This window comes from Methanobrevibacter wolinii SH (assembly GCF_000621965.1).
Classification (GTDB): Archaea; Methanobacteriota; Methanobacteria; order Methanobacteriales; family Methanobacteriaceae; genus Methanarmilla; species Methanarmilla wolinii.
The window spans coordinates 133,485-155,341 of record NZ_KK211377.1; the positions used below are offsets into that span (position 1 = coordinate 133,485).

Here is a 21,857-nt window from a genome sequence, read left to right on the forward strand (position 1 = left end):
ATTATTTTAATTAAAAATTACTATGTTTCTATCACTTGGGCTTTTTTACAAATTTAATCTTGTTGAAATTTTTTAAATTTAATTTCTTATTTTTGAATAATTTTATATTTTTTCTTAGGATATTTATTTGTTTTTTATTTTTGTTCGTAAATTTGTGTATATTTATATTATATGAAAATTAAATTATTATATACTAAAAATTATTTTTTTATTAATTGATTTTTGCCTCTATTGAAAATATATTTTATTTAAAAATTTGATTTTATAAAATACATTTTTTTAAATTTAAAATAATTTTTATCCTAAATTTAAAGAATTTCAATAAGGTTAATCTTTTTTAATGAAATTATATTTTTTAGTAAATTATTAAAAATTATGTAAATTTTTAATTTTTGGATATAAGTTAAGTATGACTTTTTATAATTTTATTTATTTTTTAAATAATTTTATTAAAATGAACTATTTGCTTATTGTTGTTTATATGTGATAAATATGAAAAATTCAAAGAAAATATTTATATTTTTTATGATGTCTATTCTGATTTTCATATTTTGTGGAAATGTTTATGCAGCAGAGCTTGCAAATGACTCTTCCTCTTTATCTAATGAGGATTCAATTATTGTAAATTGTGAAACTAGTATCACTAATTATAATGATAATTTAATTAATTCATCAAGTAATTCTAATAATCATTCTAATTACTTATCTAATGAATCTTCAAAAGATTCAAATATTAGTTCTAATTTTGTTGGTTCTGCTCAAGAAAATGAAATTTCAAGTAAAAATTCTAGTGCGAATCCTTCATTAATTTTTATTAATACTAGTAATGGTTCCTATTATCCTTTTGTTAATGAAACTTTGAATTTTGCACTTTTATTTAATAATACTGGTTCTCAAACAGGATTTCAACCTGTTATTCGATTAATATTACCTCTTGGTTGTGATGAAATTTTAAGTGCAGAATATTTAGGTTTTCCTTTAGAGCATATTAAAGTAGGTGTATTTTCAGCTATGAACAATTATACCTTAAAAGATCCTTATTCTCGTTTGGATGTTGTTGGTGCTGAAAATTCAACATTTTATGTATTTAAATTACCTTTTGGTAGTTATACCAATAATCAGCCTGCAATGACAGTGAATTTCACTGCTTTATTAAATGGAACTAATGTATTTGATACATTGAAACTTTATGCTACTGCAGAATTTATTTATGGTAATGATCCATTGGATAATCCTGATGTTGATCCACAAATTGTAGGTAATACTGTTAGTGCTGATGTTAAACCCGTAATTGTTAAATTATATAAAGATTCTTCATTATATGAGGATGAGACTGTTACAGGTCCTAATTTTCCATTTAAGTATTATGTTTCTATTAATGTTGCAAATAATGTTACAATTGAAAACTTGACTATTAAGGATGATATTCCATCTGTATTAATGTTTATTAATAATAGTAAATATCCTATTAGTTTATATTATGGTAATGGAACTTTAATAGATCCTAGTTTGTATACTATTGAGGTAATTCCTAATGGTAATACTACTGGTGGTAAAATTATTGTAAAATTATCTAATTTAACTGGTACTGGATATGGTGATAAAGATTTATTATTGTCTTATTGGGTTTATGCTCCAAAATATGATAATTCTACTGGGGAATTAAAAGAGATTCTCACTAAAGATAAAACTTCTTTATTAGTGACTAATAATGTTAACATAACTTATGTTTATGACAATAATACTTTTAATCAATCTGATTATGATAATGTCATTTTGAAAGTTATGGCTATTCAAAAATATTCAAGTTCCTATGAAGTAAAACCTAATGAAAATGTTACTTATATCATTGATTTCCAACTTTCAGATTATTTTGCATTAAATGATTTTGATGTTTATGATACTGTTGGATATGAATGGGGTAATGCTCAAGTCATTAATCTTAATAGTATTAAATTGATAATAAAAAATCAAACCTATTATTTAAATAGTTCTTATTATGATTTTATCCCAAATGAGAAAACTCATGATATCATTATTATCCATGTTTCAAAATTTTTAAAAGATAATAATCTTAGTGGATGTATTGGTGGTTATTATAATGAAAGTTCTAATGGTAACCCTTTAGAGGGTTCTCTTTCAATGACATTTAGAATTAATGACCATTATTCTAATAATAAAACTTTAGTTGCTCGTGATTATGTTAAAAATATTGTATTTGGAAATGGTACTCTTTTGAATACTAATATAGCTATTAATGATTCAAGTTATAAGGAGATTAAAATTCTTCCTATGCAATTTTCTAAAGGTATCTATGCAGTTGATGGGGTTGTTATAAATAACAATAATACTGTCAATGTTCGTCCAGGTCAAAATGTAACATTTATATTAACTTTGGATGTTCCTTTTGGTAATGTAAATAATTTAACTGTTGTTGATTATTTCCCAATACCTTTCTTTAATTTAGAAAATTTTAATACTACTATGGTTGGTATTGGAACTATTCCTACTGCTAATCATTGGACTTTTACTAATGATACTTATTTCTGTAAGTATTTAAATGGTTCATTTGCTTATCCAATAGTTTCAATTAATGCTGCTGAAAATACTTTTACAGCATGTTCTCCAGGTACTATTTACAATCCTTTATCTTCAAATGATGTAGCAAAAATTTTAATTACAGTCATGGCAACTGATGAACCAATGGGTGATTTACTTAATTTATTAAATTTTGCTCAATTATCTTATGATAATTCTTTAAATGTAATTTATTCGAATGAAGTATTCATTAATTTAATAACTAATGAACCAAATTTAATTATTAATAAAACTGTAGATAATATTACTGTTGAAAATAACACTATTTTATGTTATAATATTACAGTAAAAAACATTGGACATTCTACAGCTTATAATATAACTGTGAAAGATGATTTCATTGATTTATATAAAGATTTAATTAGAAATGGCAATGTTGTTAATATTACTGCATGTTATGGTAATGGTACTAAATTAGACATCAATGCTAATGATTTATTTGGTGATGGTTTTAAATTATCTAAATTAGGTTACACTAATGTATCTAATAATTTTACTATAAGTTACTATGTTAAATTTAATGAAAATCCAAATTTAGGACAAGATATTACTAATACTGCTAATATAACTTCATTTTATGCAAGGGATAATGCTACAAACTTTGTTAATTCTGGTAATCAGTTTGAGTATTCTGCTAATGCATCAGTTAAAGCAAAGGATTTAAATTTTTCTAAAATTTATGTTGGATCTAATATCATTGGTAAAGACGGAGTAACAATTGGAGAAAACTGTACTTTTAATTTAACAATTAATTTTCCTGATTTAATTGCTAAAAATTTAACAATTAATGATACTGTATATGGATTAAAATATTTAGGTTATAATATTGTTAATGAAAATAGTGTGGACTATGATATGACTATTAATGGTAGTAATACTGGTATTAAATCAGATATTGTTATTGATATTCATAAAATAATTCCTACTTCTAGTGATGATAATTTGACTATTCAGTTATATTTCACTCCATTTGATAATGAGTCATCAATTCCTTTAAATAACTTAAATAAAACTATTGTTAACACTGCAGTCTTAACATATCGTGTTAATAATAAAACTGTTAACATATATAAATCTGATAAACTTAATGTTTATCAACCAAAAAATTTGATTAATAAATCATTCAATATTACTGAAGTTGAAGGTGGGGATGCAGTAGAGTGTGTTATCACTGTATTTAATAATGGTACCTCCATATCTTATAATACGACTATTATTGACGATTTAAATGAATTAATAAATAGATTTATTAAAGATAATTCTAGGGATAACATTGAATTTTACTTAAATGGTATTCCAATAACTGAAAACATGACTTGGATTGGAAATATCGCTGTATTTAATCTTGGTAATTTAACTATAGGCCAAAAAGTTAATATAAGTTTTAGATTTAGTATTAAAAAAGATGTAATCATTAATGACACTAAGTATGTCAATTTTGCTAATTTGACTTATTATTCTATGCCCGATAATACCACTAATGAAACTAGGACTTATTCATCTGTTAATGGTGCAAGTTTTTATTCTAATGCAACTATTGCTTTGATTAATCCTACTATTGAAAAAATATTGGTAGATTCATTAATCAATGGTACTCATTATAATGAGTATAATGAAGCAAGTATTGGTGAACATGTTCTATATAATATTAAAGTTCATTTATCTAATGGTACTTATAACTCTATTACAATAGTTGATAACCTTCCTGAAGGATTTGAGTATATTGATGGAAGTGCTATCTTTGCTAATGGTACTCCAATAACTGATTATGGTAATATTTCTGTTAATCATGATGAAAATAATTTAAAAAGATATATAACTTTAAATTTTGATAATTTACTTGCCCAAGATGTTATTCGTAATAATCATGGTAATTTCACAATCAACATAACTGTTTTAGTATTAAATAGTTCTTCTAATACTATGGGTGTATCTAAAATTAATAATGCAAGTTTAAATTGGAATAATAATGGTTCAGCTTCTGCTAAGTCTAATCTGGTTACTATTGTAGAACCAATATTGAAAATTAATAAAAAATTTAATGAAACCAATATTGAAGGTAATGATAATATTAGTTTCAATATCTCTGTTGGAAATAAGGGTAATACTCCATTATTTAACATTACTGCAATAGATAACATAACTAAGTTAACTTCTGATATTGCTTCAAAAGATTCTATTACTTATGATATTCTTCTTGGGGATATAGATAATGTTAATGTTTCTATTGATTATAGTACTGGATTAATTACAATTAAAGTTAAACAATTAAATAAAAATCAAAATATTGTAGTTAGATTTTATTTCAAAGTAAAGGATGATGTTTTAATAGGTAATTCCTATTTAAATATTGTTAATGCAAGCGGTATTTCTGTACCTACTGGTGAAGAATTTAGGATTTATTCTAGTTCTGCTAATGATACAATTTATACTAAAAATCCAACTATTAATAAAACTGTAATTAATTCTACCGTCCTTAATGGTAAGGATAATATTACAATTGGTGAAAATATAACTTATTGTATTGGTGCTAACTTAGCAACTGGTGAATACAATACCATTATTATAAATGATACTCTTCCAAATGGTCTTAGGTATGTCAATGGTTCTGTAGCTATTTATAAAGGTGAAACTGGGGATGTTTTACTTAATAGTGATGAGTATGAAGTTATTGTAGAAAATAATAGTATAATAATTAAATTTACAAATCCTAGTACAACTACTAAAGATCTAATAGATTATTATAATTCAAAGTTTAGAGTTTACTTAAATGCTACATTATTAAATATAAGTTCAAATAGTGCAAATCAATCTAAAATAAATAAAGCTGAACTTACTTGGAATAATTTAACTACAAAGGCAAATTGCATTGTTAATGTAGTTGAACCTAATATTATCATTAGTAAAAATTTCAATAAAACTAATAATGTTCAAGGTAACGATAGTATTAAAATTATTAGTGTGGTTAAAAACAATGGGGATTCTCCATTATTCAATATTACTGTAGTTGATAATTTAACTGAGTTATTAAATAGATTCATTGAGAATAATGATAGAAGTAAAATCATTATTAAAATCAATAATCAAGAAGTTAATAATTCTGTAATCTGGAATGGTGGTGTAGTTAATGTTCTTATTAATCAATTAAATGTTGGTGAAACTGCAAATATTACTTATGAATTTACACTTAAAAATTCAACATTAATTAACAATATTCCATATATTAATAATATTAATGTAACTGCCTATTCTGTACCTGTTGAAAACAAAGAAGCAAGAGTCTACTTTGCTAATAGTACTGCTAAATTTAATTTAGCAAAACCTTCAATTGATAAAACAGTTATTAACTCTTCTATTGATAACGGTTTAAATAATGTTACTATTGGTGAAATTATCACTTATGGTTTAAACATTACTTTACCTATTGGTAATTATACTAATATGGTTATTAATGATGTTCTTCCTGAAGGATTTAAATTCATAAATTCTTCAAGTATTGGGGGAGTAACTGTTAATGTAAATAATGGTAGGTTTATTAATATAGTTGTAGATTCATTTAATTCAAACATCTATGATAATAATTTATTAATTAAAATCAATGTACTTGTATTAAATAATAGTAGTAATATTGAAGGCATGGTTAAGGTTAATAATGTAAATCTCACTTTAAATGGTGATTTAATAAGTAATAGTAGTGTTGGTGTACGTATTGTCGAACCAGATATAAGTATTAACAAAACAATATCTGGCCATAATAATGATACTAAATATAATGTTAATGAAACTGTGGAATATTCAATTATTATTAAGAATAATGGAAATTCTCCAGGTTTTAATATTAAAATAAATGATGTTTTACCTGATGATTTGATTTATAAATCTGTTTATGTAAATAATAATTCTTGGTTTGTAAATTATGATGCATCTAAAAAAGAAATCCTAATCAATGGTTCTTATTTAGAAAAAAATCAAAGCATCCTGGTTATTGTTTCATGTAACGTAAATCAAAATATAAGTGATATATTAGGTAAAAATATTACTAATATTGCTAATTTAACTTATACCTCAGCTAATAATAATGAAAATAGGACTTATATAAACTCTGATAATATTACAATCTCTATAGTTCTTGTAGAGTTAGCTATTAATAAAACTGTTATTTCACAAGGTCTTTATAATGGGGATGTTGTTTATAATATTACTATAAAAAATAATGGTCCTAATGTTGCCCATAATGTTATTGTTAAAGATATTATTCCTGATGGTTTAATATTTAAATCAATTAATACGGATTATTCCATTGATGGAAATATTATTAAATGGTTAGTTAATTCATTACATTCTGGTGAATCTTTAAGTTTCATTCTTAATGCTAAAATTAACAGAACTGGAAACATAACAAATATTGTTAATGTTTCTGCTGATGAAAATGAAACTAATTTAACAAATAATGTTAATAATGTAACTATAGAGGTTCCCAACACTGTAGATTTATCTGTTGTTAAGTCTTCTAATGTAAGTAGTGTTAATTATGGGGATTATATTAGTTATAATATTATTGTATTTAATAATGGTCCGGATCTTGCTACTTGTGTTAATGTAACTGATGTTTTACCTAATGGTTTTGTATTTGCATCATCTAATGCTAGTAAAGGTAATTATAATCCAGTTACTGGTTTATGGATTATTGGTGATTTATCTTCAGGGGATAAAGTTGCTTTAACCATTATTGTTAAAGCTAATTGTACTGGTAATGTTACTAATTTTGTTAATGTTGCTTCTAATGAGTTGGATTGGAATTTATCTAACAATAAAGATAATGTAACCGTTGAAATTCTTGAATCAGTTGATTTAATTGTTAACAAAACTATTATTGATTCATTTAATAATACAATTATTTACCAAGTAACAGTTAAAAACGATGGACCTATTAATGCTACTCGTGTTAATGTAACTGATATTGTATTATCTAAAAATCTTATTTATGTATCATCTAATGCTACAAAAGGTTATTATGATAATAATACGGGTATTTGGGATATTGGTGATTTAGAGTCTGGAGAAGCTGAAAATATTATTATTGTTTTTAATATGGCTATGAATGGAACTATCATAAACTTTGTTAATGTAAGTGGTAATGAATTTGATAGGAATATTTCTAATAATAAAGATAATGTAAGTTATCTTCCTATTGCAGATTTAGAAGTTAAAAAATTCTCTAATATCAAAATTATTAATATTGGGGATAAAATGGTCTATACAATTGTTGTTATTAACCATGGTCCTAACACTGCAATAAATGCATGTGCAGTTGATAGCTTGTCTAACAAACTTAAATTTATTAATTTTACTGCAACGAAAGGTATATATGATTTTAATACTGGCTATTGGTATATTGGTAATTTAAGTTCTAATGATATAGTAGTTTTAAATATAACCTGTATTGCAGAGAAATCTGGAATTATTGATAATGTGGTTATTCTTAGTTCTAATACTACTGATAATAATATGGGTAATAATATTGCAGATTGTAATGTCACTGTTAACGATAAAATAAATCCTAATGGAAATTATTCTAAAAACATTTCACATATCAGTCAATATTCTAAAAACATTTCACATATTAGTCAGAATTCAAATTTAATTTTTGTACAGAAAACAGGAAATCCTTTAATTGTATTGATTTTATCCTTAATTTGTTTATTTGGTTTAGGATTTAATTTAAAACGTAAAAAATAGATTCAATATCATTTATATGGTATATAAGTTTTTTATTATAATACAATTAAATTTTCTTTTCTTTTTTTTTTAAAAGTAGATTTTAATTTTTGCATGATTGTTTTTTTTTTTTAATTTTTAAAATTATTAAATTTTTTACCCAATATTTTCGTTCATTTAATTTAATAATTGTTTATTTTAATTAAATAAAAATATAAAAGTATGAATTTATTTATTCATACATGTCTTTTACTTCATTTTCTATTTTTTTCTTTGATTGTTTTAGTGCATACTGTACATCTAACATGTCGATTTCATCTTTTTCTTCAGATAGTGCATGGTGTAATGAAGTTTTGAGGATTTTTTGTTTTAAATCTCTTCCAGACATCCCCTTTGTTAATTTAACTATTTTTCTGATGTCAATATTGGCTTTAATTGGCATGCTTTTAATATTTTTTTCAATAATTTCTTTTCTTTCTTTATCTGCAGGTAATTTAAATTCAATTTCTTCTTCAAATCTACTTCTTACTGCAAGATCTAAGAAATTAATATTGTTTGTAGCACCAATAGTTATTACTCCAGTATTTGGATTTATACCATCAAGTTCAGTTAATAATGAGTTGACAATTTCGGAAACATCTCCTCTTAATGATTGGAATTGTCTATGTAATGCTATAGCATCAATTTCATCAATAAATATTATTGAAGGTGCATTTTTACTAGCATTTTCATATAATTCATGTATTTGACGTGCACCATCACCTACATGATCTCCTATTAAACTTGTTGCTTTAACTAAATATAATGGAACATTAAGATTATTTGCCAATGCTTTAACAAGCATTGTTTTACCAGTACCTGGAAGTCCATAGAATAATATATTTTGCGGAGCCCATTGTCCAAATTTTTCAGGTGATTTTACATATCTTTCTACAATTTTTATTTTATTTTTAGCATTTTCTTGACCAATAATGTCTTCAAATTTAATATTAAATTTTTCAGGTTCTGCTTTTTTAGAAATTGTATTTAATGTATTGTCTACTGTAATTTTTGTATCATTTGTAAGTATTGAATTATTAGGTTCTACTTGTGAAATTTTAAATGCATAATCTGGAATCATTTTTTGATCAAATAGATATGAATCTGTTTTAAGTTCTAGACCTAACCATTGTTCTTTCGCATATTCTTCAAATAATTTTTCATCTGAGATTTCTAATGGGATATTCTCTATCAAACTAAATTTAAAAGGATAACCTACAGGTTCTAATTTTAGTTTTTTAGCTGGAATTTCATCAATTGTAGGATTGGGTATTATCTTGGAATTTTTGATTTTAATTTCTTGATTCTTATTGTTTGATTTCAAATAGACACCTACTATTGGGTTTTAATTAATTTTATTAATGGATTATATAAATTAATTTAAAATTATTGTAAAAATTATAATTTATATTTTCTATTTATTAATCTTACTATTTTTTAGATTTTTTAATTTTTAATATAAACTTAGTAGTAAATTAAAAAATAGTTTTTTTATTGTAAAATTTATAAATTAATTTTTGTTTAAAAATAGTATTTTTTGGGGTTTTTTTATTTAGGGTATTTTTTTGTTTAAAAATAGTATTTTTTGGGGTTTTTTATTTAAGGTGTTTTTGATATTTAGTATTTTAAATTTTGTAAATACTTTAATTAAAAATGAATTATTATTATTAAAAGTTTAAAATTGTAAAGTTAATTCTAGAATTCTAGAATTAACAGTTTAAATTTATTCGCAAGATTTTTTTGCTAATTTAATATCTTCTGCTTTAACAGTTTTACGACCAGCATGTTTAGCATAAGCTACTGCTTGTTTAGCAAGTTCAGTTGCGCATTCTTCTAATTTTTCAGCGAGAGCTTCTTTAGCATCTTCACTAACTCTTTCTGCACCTGCATTTTTTACAATTCTTCCTACAGGAGCAAGTGGTAATTCATTTTTCATTTTTTATCACTTTTTTATTATTTTTTAATTCTAATAATCTTAAGTTTAATTATTAGTATGTTTTAATCTTTAATTTATCTTATATAAATATTACTAATTTATTTTTTAATTTTAATTAATTTATATTAATATTTTTTTATTTGATTTATTTACTGATTGTATTATTAAAATATTAAAACGGTTTAGCTTTTTTATCTTAATTTAGTAAAATACTAACATTTTTATTATTAAATTCTTAAAGTTTTTTGTATTTTTTAAGTATCTTATAATAATTTTTCATAAGTTTCTCTCATTTTTATTGCATCAATATCAAGTAAAGGAGTTTCACAAATTATTGTAGCATTCCATCCATAATCAATTAGATTTTCAAGTAAATCTTTTATATTAGGTCCATATTCATCATTTTCTTCAAGTGTATGATGTTTTCTTTCACCATTTTTATTATATTCTATTGTTGTAAAATGGCAATGTAATCTTTTAATATCTAAATGATTTTCTAATTTTGAGAAAATATAATTATAATCTTCTTTTTTATTTAATTTACCATAGTTTCTTGCATGGATATGAGCAAAATCTATTGTTGGTTCAAAGTGTTCAAGGTTTTCACACATATAAATAATTTCATCAAGATTTCCAAGTTGATTTATTTTCCCAGTTGTTTCTGGTGCAAATGTGTAATTTTTAAGACCCTCTTCTTCACATTTATTTAATAATTTTTTGTATCCTAACATAGCTTTTTCTAAGCATAATTTAGAATCTTGTTTTGAATAATATCCTGGATGGAAAACTAATCTATATGCTCCCATATATTCTCCAATTCGTCCACAATTAAATAAGCTTTCTACAGATTTATCTATTTTTTTATCTTCTTTTGAACACATGTTTATATAATATGGACAATGCATTGAGACAAGTACTTTATTTTTATGGCTATTTTCTTTAAGTTTACTTGCACTTTCTTCTTTTATTCTTAATCCATGTGTAGATTGATATTCATATGCAAATAATTTTCTTTCATTTAAATATCCACATGCTTCATATGCTCTTCCTTTATATTCTTTCGGTTTTCCTGCAGGTCCAAATATAATTTTATCCATAAAATCATCTTCTAATTAAAAATAAGTTATTTATTAAAAAAATAAAATTGAAATAAAAAAAGTAGTTTTTCTTGAATATATTATTCAAGATTTTAAAAATTTTTATAAGATACCCATTGCTTTATTTGTTTTTGCAATAGATTTTTCATTATCTGATTCTAATTCAAGCATTGCACGGATACAATCAATGTTTTCAGGAATAACATCTGATTCTTGGTGTACTGCTTGCATGTAATATAGTTCATTATCAACTACATTGATTGATTCTTTCCATACTGGGATTTCATATAAATCATTTCTACTTCTTCCTAATTCTCTTGCATATTCCATTAATGTTGCAGTAGAATCAAGTCCCATACCTGCTTCTGCAAGTATAACTCTTGATCTTTTACTAAGAACATCAATAATGTCATCAGTGCTTACATCACTATCAAGTTCAACCATAATATTATGTACATGCATAAGTGTTGTTGGTACAAGAAGAGCCATTGTTGTAATGTCTATTCCTTTCATTACTGTTCCTACATCTGGTCCATGGTGTGATGGTACTTTTGCAGGGTTTGGAACAATTGCATTAATTGGTCCTTTTTTAATTTCATTAGGGTCTGCACCTCTTCTTACCATTACTGCTCTAACTTTTTTAATATCTGCAATCTGACTAATTGGGTATAAGGAACGTGTAAGTCCTGTTGTATTACAAGATACTACACGGGAGTAATCTGCACCATAAGATTCATCATAATTTGAAAATGAGTTAAATGATCTTCCAGTTAGTGAATGGTCTTCTCCCCCTTGGTAAATTGCTTTTACTCCTGCTTTTTTATATTTATCCATATTTTCTTTACCAAATTTACCTGGAGTACAGTCTACTACTAAGTCTGCTTCAGAAATCATATCGTCAACAGTTCCTGCAATTTCAATTCCTGCATCTTTAAATAATTGTTCTCTTTCTGGTATAGCGATGTATAATGGATAACCTTTTTCAACAGCAACTTTTGCTTCAAAATCAGGTTTTGTTTTACACACACCAACTATTTTCATATCATCTTGTGCTGAAACTGCATCAGCAACCCTTTTACCAATTGTTCCAATTCCATTTACAGCTATAGATTTCATTTTATTTCTTTCCTTTATATTAATCTAAAATTTAAATTATTCTTAATCTTATATTTATTTTATCTAAATATTTATTAAAGTATTTTTTGATTTTAGATTACACTTAAAATAATTATTTTAATTGTTTTTCATTGATTCTTGAAATTTTTAATTAAATAGTGTTTATTTTATTATATTTAACATATTTAAATGTTGAATATGCTTATTACATTTTTTTTAAATTAATTTTTTATATTATTTGAAAAATAATTATTTTGAAAAAAATAGTTTATAGTTTTTATTTAATATCTTAATTTTTTAGTTTTTTTAAATAAAGTTAATAAATCCATAATAAAAATATTATGGATTTTATTTTTTAGAAGCAAAATTTATATTTGTGCTCCCATTTCTCTAAGTTTAGTTGGGAAATATTCATCAATAACATATTCGAGACCATACTTAGAGAAAGATTGTTGCTCTGCTTTTTTCCCTATTTTAAGCATTTTTTTAATTTCAGTTTGCCAGAATTCAGTTTGATACCTAGGATCTTTAGATAATTCTTTAAGTCTCATTACATCTACATCTTTTAATGGATCACTTGGTAAATCATATTTAATAATATCACTTGCAGTTACTCCCATAAATTGGGCATCTGGTGTTGCAAGTTCATGGTTTACATGTGCAAGTTTTGCACTACCTGAAATAATTACTTGGCCAATATGGAATCCCCAAGGATCTCCATCGTTACAAATGTATACTGGAAGACCTAATTCTTCATTTACTCTTTTGATAAATCTTCTTGTAGCACGAGCTGCTTGTCCTTTAAGACCTACAATAAGAGTATTGAATTTATCATAAGCATGTTCTTGAACCATACGGTGGAACATCCCCATGGTTTCCACTGCCATTACACGATCTACATTGCAATCTAAAAATTCTACTTCATCAATTGTAGGTGAAATAGTATAACCAGATTTTCCTGCTTTTAATGCATTTATTTCTACATCATCATCTAAAAGGGTAATATCTCCATATACTGAAGCACCATCTTCTTCTGGCATAAGTCCTAGCTCTTCACGGGTAGTACCTAACATAACTTCCAAATCTTCTCCAACAGTGTTAGATTCTTGCTGGGTATTAAATTCTACTCCCCAACCTTCACTAATATAATACATTTCCCTTATAGTTGCAGTTTTTTCTCTCTGAACAAGATCTTTACAGAAATTTGCAGTACAAACCATTTGGCCTAATTTTCTAAGTTGTTTAACATTACCCATGGATCTTTTACTGTATCTGTCACCTAATACATAGTATCTTTTGTCTGGGTCATAATGAATGTTACCAGTTCCTCTTGATGGTACTTTAAGAGTTGGGATTTTATCTTTAGTAACATCATCAATAATATCCTGACCTAAACATTTAAGTTTATTGTAAGTATATTCTTTACGTTTTTCTTTAGGCATATGTTTTTTTAATTCATGTTCAGCCATGTTTAGTCATCCCCATTTTTATTTTTTTCAGCTTTTGCTGCTTCTTTAGCTGCTTTTCTTGCTGCTCTTTCTGCTTCTTTAGCTGCTTCTTTCTCTTGCATTATTTTTTCATTAATGAGATCATCTTCAGAAACGGTGTAATTCTGCTTTTTATTATTTGTAATATTTGAGTTTTCCTCATTTACTGCATATCCGTTTTCATCAAGTTCTTCCATTAAGATTGCTTCTTCTTCCTCTTCTTCTTCATCTTCTTCAGGTTTTTCACCAAGTAATTCCGCAAGTCCTCTTCTAGTTACTTTAGATAATACTTTAGTATAATTTGGTACTGCTACTTCTCCAAGTTTTGCAGATTCTTCAATAATTACTGGTACTATTTCTTCAAAGATTTTAGAACGCATTACTTTTTCTTTTTCTGTTTTTTTATGTTTTAAGTGTTTTTGTAATTTACGAGCAAGGGTCATTGTGGCTTGTCTTACTTCATGTAAAATTTCAGGTTCTGGTGCAATACTTTGTTTTCCAGTTGATAAATATGGAATTTGGGTAGAAATCATATTTACAAATACTGTAATTGGTGAGTTTTCGAAATCTTTAATTCCGTAACGTTTCCAATCAATACTCTTGAGTGCTTCAGTAATTGCACAGCTTCCTTGATCAAAAGTTAAAGGTACTCTATTTGCAAATCTCATAATTTCGGATTTTCTTTGGTCGTTAATTAAACGTCCTGCTTCTCCACCATATGCAATACCTGCTTCAATAATGAATGCTACACCACCTTTATATGTAACAGGTTTTCTAGTAATGGTTTCTACAAATTCTGGTTTAAGGATTTGTTTAATACCCTTTTCAATTTGTTCACTTCCAATTGGTATAAGTCCATTTGTTGGAGGAGCCATAAATTTCATTTTATCGAAGCATTTAACAATTGCTTCAGCTTCTTCCCATTTCATATCTTTAGGACGTTTTTTCATATCAATTCCAGTAGCTTCTGCAATTTCATTAACTTTTTTACTGGACATCCTAGATAGGTTACTTGTAAGCATACTTTTAAAGTTTCTTTTATCTGTATGTTTTGCCATGAAATGGATATCATCTGCAGTAACTCCTTTTGGGTGAGGTAATACTTCTTTTGGAAGTACTGGAATAACATCTGCTGCTCTTTTGAATATGTATTTATGTCCAGTTGGATCTCTAAATGTTATTTTAGCATGTGGATTAGCAATCATGGTTCTTCTGATATATTCAAAAGCACCTTGTTCTGCCATGGAATATGCAACATCTTTAAACTGAAGTTCAATACATACACCAGTATGATCTACATCAACTTCTTCTCTTTCCATTAATAGACCAACATTTTTCTTAACATCCATTTTAAATTTAAGTTTTACTCCTTTTAGCTCTCCATTTTCCATGTAACCAGAAATTACTCTTGCAGGTTTACCGGTAGTCATCTGTGATAAAAGTACACAACCACTACAACCTAAACCTTGTTGTCCTCTGGATTGGATATTTCTAAATTTAGAACCAGCAAACATAGTACAATATACTTTTAAAATATAATCTTCAGGAATACCTGGACCATTATCTGCATGTCTTAAAATGTAATGTTCTTTAGATACTTTTCTTAAGTCAATTTTAATTTCAGGTAATATTCCTGCTTCTTCTGCTGCGTCAAAACTGTTAGTAATTAATTCGTGAAATACAATAGTTAAAGATCTTATTTTTCCAGAGAATCCTAACATCTGTTTATTTTTTCTAAAAAATTCAGATGGAGTTAATTCTTGGAAATTTGTAAAGAGCTCTGATGCTTGTTGTGACAAAATATACCTCCTAAATAAGTATTGATTTTATAAAATAGTTTTTTTATAATTTTTAGATTAAATTAACATGTTAATGCTAAAAATTAAAAATTTATTATAAAAAATCTAAAGCAATAATGATTTTAAAAAAATTATAAATATATTAAAAATAATTTTCTATATAAAATAGTAAAAAATACATCATTATTAATGCTTATATGTATATATATTGATTTTTATATATAATGTTTTCTTATTATTTTTTATAATATTTAATCTTAATAAAATTAAAATAATTAATCTTTAATATACTACTAATTTAATTACTTTACTAGATTTTTTATATATAAATTATATTGATTAAGTAGGGGTCTTAATTTTTTTAATTGTTTTTTTATAATTATATTATATTTTATAATTTATTTAAAAAAAATATCTAAGAGCATTTGAAAAGTATTTTTATTAGTTTGAATTAGATTCTCTAATAAAAATTAAGAAGTATCTTTATTGAAATTTTTATTATTAAAAATAGATTTTGTTTAAAATTTTAATTTTAAATTTTATTTGTTTTTAATTATTAAATTCCTTATTAATTTTGGAATTTGAAAAACCTAAAATTATTTAAAATAAGTTTATTATAACTATTTTTTATTAAATTTTATTAAAATCAGTATATTATTAAGTTTTTAAATTATTAGATTATTAAAATATATTTAAAAAAATACTTTTATAAAATTAGTTATTTTGAATTTGAAAATATAATAATTGGATTAATTATTATATTTAATCTAAATCGTCTCTAAGTTCAATTTTTTCATGGCTAATTCCCATAACTTCTTTGAACTCTTTTTCTTTCCTTTCACGTTTTTGATTTTCTAAATAACTATAAATTGTTTTGTGTCTTGAACCACTTAAAATCATATTTATAGCTTCTTTTGCAACCATTATGTTTTCCATTCTTCCAATAAGTGAAACGGTTTTACCATATACTGCCATATCGACATCTGCCATATCTGTAATGATTTCTTTTGTAATGCCGTTTCTTCCAATTATACGTCCTTTTTGTCTTGACAATGCTTTTTTATTTTTCCCAACTGCATCAGTAAGTTTTAATACTTCAAGATACATCTCATCTTCTTTTAATTTTAGTGCAGTTTTTGGATTAAATCCACGTCCAATAGCTTTAACTATATAATTTGTTTTCCATATTCCTAAAGGATCTTCCATGTTTTCTTGTGGATATATAGTTACTGTGCCTTCATCGCTATCAATGTCTAATATTGTTTGAGTAGTGTTTTCAATAATTTTTTTAGTTTTACCTTCTTTTCCAATTAATACTCCAACACGTTCACGAGGGATTTTAAGATAATCTGTTTCAGGCATTATAATTCACCTCTTTTTTCTAAAAACAATATAATTTTATTTTTATAATTATATTTATTAATTTCTAAATAGTTTATATCTTTTTTAATTTCCTATTAAAATAAGTTTATTTTAATTAATTTCTAAATAGTTTATATCTTTTTTAATTTTTCTATTAAAATATCTTTATTTAATTAATTTTTTAATGATAAAATAATTCCATCTTTAACTCCAAGTTTTTCTTCAATTTCTTCTTTCGTGATTTTTGAACCTAATTTTTTAAAATCATTAGTTAAATTATTGATATCTCTTTCAAGTAATTCTTTAGAAATAGGATTATTGTAAATTACAGATTGGGAAACATCAATTATTACAGGTTCTTCATTTAAGTTCATTATATTGTATGCTGATAAATCTCCATGCACTAGTTTTGCATTATTTAAAAATTTATCCATTTCATTTAAAACTTTTAAGAAGAAATTATCAATATCTTTTGGAGGATTATATTTTACAGTTTTAGCAGGATTGCCTTCTTTATCACCAATAAATTCTAATATAAGTACATTGTTTAAATAAGTAATTGGTTTTGGAACTTTAACTCCTGCTTTATATAAACGTTCTAAGTTTTTATATTCTTTACTCACCCAAGAGTTGATTAATTGTCTTTTATTGCCATGACGAGATTTAAATCTACGGTCTCCATCTACATAAAAATTCATTTTTTTAAAGTCAGATGTAGCAATACGGTATATTTTTACTGCAAAATATTTGTTTCCTTTAATACCTTTTAAAACATTAGCTTCTTTACCTGTACTTATTTCACCATTTAAAACATCTATATAATTTTTATTAGATAATTTATAGAGTGTTTCAAGAGTTTTATTATCAAAAATCTCACTACCTACTTTCCTATCATCTGCATCTTTTTTACGTTTTTCAGATATTATTTTTTGTACTTTTTCATCAGCTTTAGCTATTTTTTGATTCATAGTATCACCAAAGTTATTAAAAATAGTAATTTTTTAGGTAGTTAAATAAAAGTTATATAATAAAATTAGTTATTTAAAAATTTAAAAAGATATAAAAAAGGTTTACATTTTTAAGTATCCTTTTCTATCAAGCCAGTTTGATTCTGTTTTTGTGTATCTCCAAATTACATCTGCTTTTTCTTCACTTTGGAAATCCCATGGTTTTACAAGGATAACATCTCCTTCACGAATCCAAATTCTTTTTTTCATTTTTCCTGGAATACGTGTCATACGAGTATAACCATCAGCACATCTTACTTTAAGTTTTCCATGTCCCATAATTTGTTCAACAACACCTGCAATTTCTCCTTTACGTGGAGTTCTTACCCTTCTGTAACTTTGTTGTTGATTGTTATTATTTTTGTTTTTATTTGCCAAGTATTTTCCTCCGATTTTTTTAATTAATTCAATACATAATAATAATTATAAAATTTTAAGTATTGTGATATTTAAAAAAAGCCTTTACATTTTAAATATATAATATTAATATTTTATATTTCATATTATAAAAACTTATTATATATTATATTAGCTCTTAAGATAATTAAATATAAAAATTTATTAAATGTTTTAATAAATATTTATTTATATATAAATTAAACTTTATTTTTATTATTTATTTATAATTTTATAAGGTGATTAAATGGGTACTGAATTTTTACAGATAAAAGAACCAGATGAAGCTAAAGAATTAATTAAAACTTATTTTAATGAATTTTATGAATCAAAATCTGAAGAGGTTCCTTTAGAAGAAGCATATAATAGAATAGTTTTTGAGGATATTTATAGTCGTATTGATTTTCCACCATTTGATAGAGCTTTAAAAGATGGTTTTGCTATTAAATCTGAGGATAGTTATGGTGCATCTGAAGAGAATCCAAAAAAAGTTAAAATTATTGATTCTCTTGAAGCAGGTTCATATAGTAAAAAAACTGTTGAATTAGGAACTGCTGTAGAAATTAGTACTGGTTCACCATTACCTAAAGGTGCAGATTCTGTTTTAATGGTTGAATATACTTTAAAAGATGGAAATGAGGTAGAACTTTATAAAAGTGTAACTCCTACTCAAGATGTTGGTAAAAAAGGATCTGATGTTAAAAAAGATACACTTCTTATTAAAAAAGGTGTTGTTTTAACTGCTGATAAAATTGGTGTATTAGCAGCTCAAGGATTTACTAATGTTAAAGTTTATAAAAAACCAGATATTGCTGTAATATCAACAGGTAATGAATTAGTTAAAGCAGGTTCTGAACTTAAAGAATCTAAAATTTATGATGTAAATAGTACTATGATTAAAAATGGAGTAAGTGCTGCTGGAGGAATCGCTACAAAAGAAGGGATTATAAAAGATGATTATAATCAATTAAAATCAATTATTCTTAAATCTCTTAATAAACATGATATTTTAATATGTTCTGGTGGAACTTCTGCAGGTGTTGGTGATGTATTGAAACATGTTCTTGATGATATTGGTGAAGTAAAACTTCATGGAATTGCTGTTCAACCAGGAAAACCAACAATACTTGGAGTTGTTAATGATAAATTAGTAATTGGTTTACCTGGAAATCCTGTATCTGCACTTGTAATATTTAATGTATTTGTAGCTCCTGTAATAAGAGAACTTGCAGGAATTTCAGAAAAAACTCTTAATACTGTTAAAGGAACACTTAAAAAAAGAATTCACTCTGCAGTTGGAAGAGAACAATATCAATTAGTAACTTATGATAATGGAGAGGTAATTCCTATATTTAAAGATTCTGGTGCAATATTCTCTCTTGCTCGTGCTGATGGTTATGTAAATGTATCTAAAAATACAGAAATGGTAGAAGAAGGAGAAATAGTAGAAGTAACTTTGTTTAATTAAAAAAATTATTTATATTATGAAATTAATAATTTTATAATATTTTAAATTTTATTTATTTACTAAAAAATTTAGAGGTGTATTTATGGTTGAAGAAAAAACTATTAAAGAAGAAAATATTGCAGTTATTAGTAATAAAGGTTCTTTAGAAACAGCAAAATTATTATTCGCAAGATTATCTGGATGGATTGAATCTAATGAACTTGACACTACTGGTGATCCATTTATGATTTTTTATAAACTTCCTGAAAATGTTGGACCTGAAGAAGTTGTTTATGATGTTGGTTATCCTATTTCAGAAAAAATTAATGGTAGTGATTTAATAAACACTGCAACAATGGTTGAACATACTGTTTTATCTGAAAATCATAAAGGTACTAGAGATACTATTCAAGAAACTTATAAAAAAATTGCACAATATTCTATTGATAATAATTATGATATAATTGGTTCTCCAAAAGAAATTTATCATAAAGGTTTTCTTGAAAATACTGATGATAAAATTATTGAGGTTCAATTTCCAGTAATTAAAATGGATTAAATTTTTAATTTTTTTATTTTAATACTTTTTTTATAGTTTCTTTAATTCTTGTTTTTTTATATTATTTTTAATTTTTATTCTTATTTTTTCATATTTTTAATTTTAAATAGTTTTTTATTATTTTAAGGATATTTAAAGTTTTTTAATAAATCTTATATATTAAGAAACAAATAATATGTAATGTATTTTTTACATATAATTAATGGAGGTAAAATTTTGGATGAAACAAATAATTCAAATGATTTAAATTTTACTGTTGATTCCAAACCTAAAATCGATTATAAAAAGGAGAAGACAACATTATCAAAAGTTGGGGTTTCTTATTTTCTCTTGCTTTTGATAATGTTTTTTGTTCCAACACTATTGTTAAGTGTATTTCCAGTAAGAAATAATGATATTTTATTATTATTTAATTTCTTTGGTTTTATATTTGGATTTATTATTCTATATTATTCTATTAAGAAAATACCTAAAGCTGATAATTTTAAGAAAGAAAATAAATTATCTTTAACTGAATATATTTATTATCTTATTATGGGTTATGGATTAATGCTTTTAGGGTATTTTATTTGTAATATAATAAAAAATATCTTTGTTCCAACAGTTACAAATCCACTTCAAACATTTCAATCTTCTGGTTTAATTGGAACATTTTTATATGGTGTCTTATTTGGTCCAATTTTTGAAGAGTATTTTTTCCGTAAATTTCTTATTGATAGAACGATAAGATATGGTGAATTATTTGCAGTTTTAAGTTCAGCATTTATGTTTATGATTTATCATATGAATTTTTATCAATTTTTAGGAGTATTCTTATTTGGATTTGTACTTGCTCATGTTTATGTTAAAACTAAAAATATTTTATATACAATTACAATGCATCAAATTGCAAATTTTTTAGGTTTAATTGTTCCATCATTAGTTGGTGTTAATCCTTTATTTGTTAAATCTTATAATTTAATTGCATTTATAATAATGTGTTTATCTATTGGATTTTTTGTATATTATTTATATAAAGTTAATTTTAAGCAATATGATTTAAAAATATCTAATAAAAAGTTATGTAATTTATATTTTAACAATTTTGGAATAATTATATTCTTAATATTTGGTTTAGTAATTGCAATATTAAATTTAAATATTCCTTGGATTATGAATTTATTTCATTAATCTTTTATTTTTTATTTTTTTTTTTTTAAAAATTAGTTTTTTTATATTTATTTCATTAATCTATTATTTTTTTAAAAATTAGTTTTTTATATTTATTTCATTAATCTATTATTTTTTTAAAAATTA

Annotated in this window: 13 protein-coding genes; 4 read left to right on the forward strand and 9 right to left on the reverse strand. The window is 24.6% G+C overall.

Translation table 11 applies throughout. The features are described from left to right. Window positions 1–492 precede the first annotated feature (492 nt). Entirely contained in the window at window positions 493–8,337 is a 7,845-nt protein-coding gene (locus T523_RS07270; protein WP_042708285.1) for an isopeptide-forming domain-containing fimbrial protein, read from the forward strand. A 211-nt stretch (window positions 8,338–8,548) separates the two neighbouring features. On the opposite strand, the gene T523_RS07275 is transcribed toward T523_RS07270, so the two are convergent. The 9 genes from T523_RS07275 to eif1A all read right to left on the reverse strand — a co-directional run bounded on the left by T523_RS07275 (window position 8,549) and on the right by eif1A (window position 18,570). Beyond that, window positions 8,549–9,679 carry an AAA family ATPase gene (locus T523_RS07275; RefSeq protein WP_042708286.1) on the reverse strand — a complete coding sequence of 377 codons (1,131 nt, stop codon included), beginning with the start codon at window positions 9,677–9,679 and terminating at the stop codon, window positions 8,549–8,551. A 399-nt stretch (window positions 9,680–10,078) separates the two neighbouring features. Beyond that, window positions 10,079–10,291 (reverse strand): histone family protein, encoded by a 213-nt coding sequence (locus T523_RS07280; RefSeq protein ID WP_042708287.1) that lies wholly within the window; start codon window positions 10,289–10,291, stop codon window positions 10,079–10,081. 263 nt (window positions 10,292–10,554) lie between these two features. Beyond that, window positions 10,555–11,388, reverse strand: a complete 834-nt coding sequence (locus T523_RS07285; protein WP_042708288.1) for a TIM barrel protein — start codon at window positions 11,386–11,388, stop codon at window positions 10,555–10,557. Between the two features lie 102 nt (window positions 11,389–11,490). After that, window positions 11,491–12,504 (reverse strand): phosphorylating glyceraldehyde-3-phosphate dehydrogenase, encoded by a 1,014-nt coding sequence (locus T523_RS07290; RefSeq protein WP_042708289.1) that lies wholly within the window; start codon window positions 12,502–12,504, stop codon window positions 11,491–11,493. A gap of 368 nt (window positions 12,505–12,872) precedes the next feature. After that, window positions 12,873–13,973, reverse strand: coding sequence for a DNA topoisomerase IV subunit A (locus T523_RS07295; RefSeq protein ID WP_084486456.1), 1,101 nt, complete (start codon window positions 13,971–13,973; stop codon window positions 12,873–12,875). Window positions 13,974–13,975: 2 nt separating this feature from the next. Next, a complete protein-coding gene (gene top6B / locus T523_RS07300) occupies window positions 13,976–15,790 on the reverse strand; it encodes a DNA topoisomerase VI subunit B (protein WP_052334682.1) in 1,815 nt (604 codons plus the stop codon). A gap of 762 nt (window positions 15,791–16,552) precedes the next feature. Continuing rightward, window positions 16,553–17,152, reverse strand: coding sequence for a KH domain-containing protein (locus tag T523_RS07305; RefSeq protein WP_042708290.1), 600 nt, complete (start codon window positions 17,150–17,152; stop codon window positions 16,553–16,555). A 173-nt stretch (window positions 17,153–17,325) separates the two neighbouring features. Further along, window positions 17,326–18,120, reverse strand: a complete 795-nt coding sequence (locus T523_RS07310) for a serine protein kinase RIO (protein ID WP_042708291.1) — start codon at window positions 18,118–18,120, stop codon at window positions 17,326–17,328. 102 nt (window positions 18,121–18,222) lie between these two features. Continuing rightward, complete coding sequence (gene eif1A / locus T523_RS07315) at window positions 18,223–18,570, reverse strand: translation initiation factor eIF-1A (protein ID WP_198016040.1); 348 nt, start codon at window positions 18,568–18,570, stop codon at window positions 18,223–18,225. A 232-nt stretch (window positions 18,571–18,802) separates the two neighbouring features. Between eif1A and T523_RS07320 the strand changes: the two genes are divergently transcribed. The 3 genes from T523_RS07320 (at window position 18,803) to T523_RS08780 (ending at window position 21,731) form a co-directional block, all read left to right on the forward strand. Further along, on the forward strand, window positions 18,803–20,023 hold the full coding sequence (locus T523_RS07320; protein ID WP_042708293.1) for a molybdenum cofactor synthesis domain-containing protein: 1,221 nt from the start codon (window positions 18,803–18,805) through the stop codon (window positions 20,021–20,023). A gap of 82 nt (window positions 20,024–20,105) precedes the next feature. Further along, window positions 20,106–20,561: a GyrI-like domain-containing protein gene (locus T523_RS07325; RefSeq protein WP_042708295.1), complete on the forward strand. Its 456-nt coding sequence runs from the start codon at window positions 20,106–20,108 to the stop codon at window positions 20,559–20,561. 216 nt (window positions 20,562–20,777) lie between these two features. Further along, window positions 20,778–21,731 (forward strand): CPBP family intramembrane glutamic endopeptidase, encoded by a 954-nt coding sequence (locus T523_RS08780; RefSeq protein WP_052334683.1) that lies wholly within the window; start codon window positions 20,778–20,780, stop codon window positions 21,729–21,731. Window positions 21,732–21,857 lie beyond the last annotated feature (126 nt).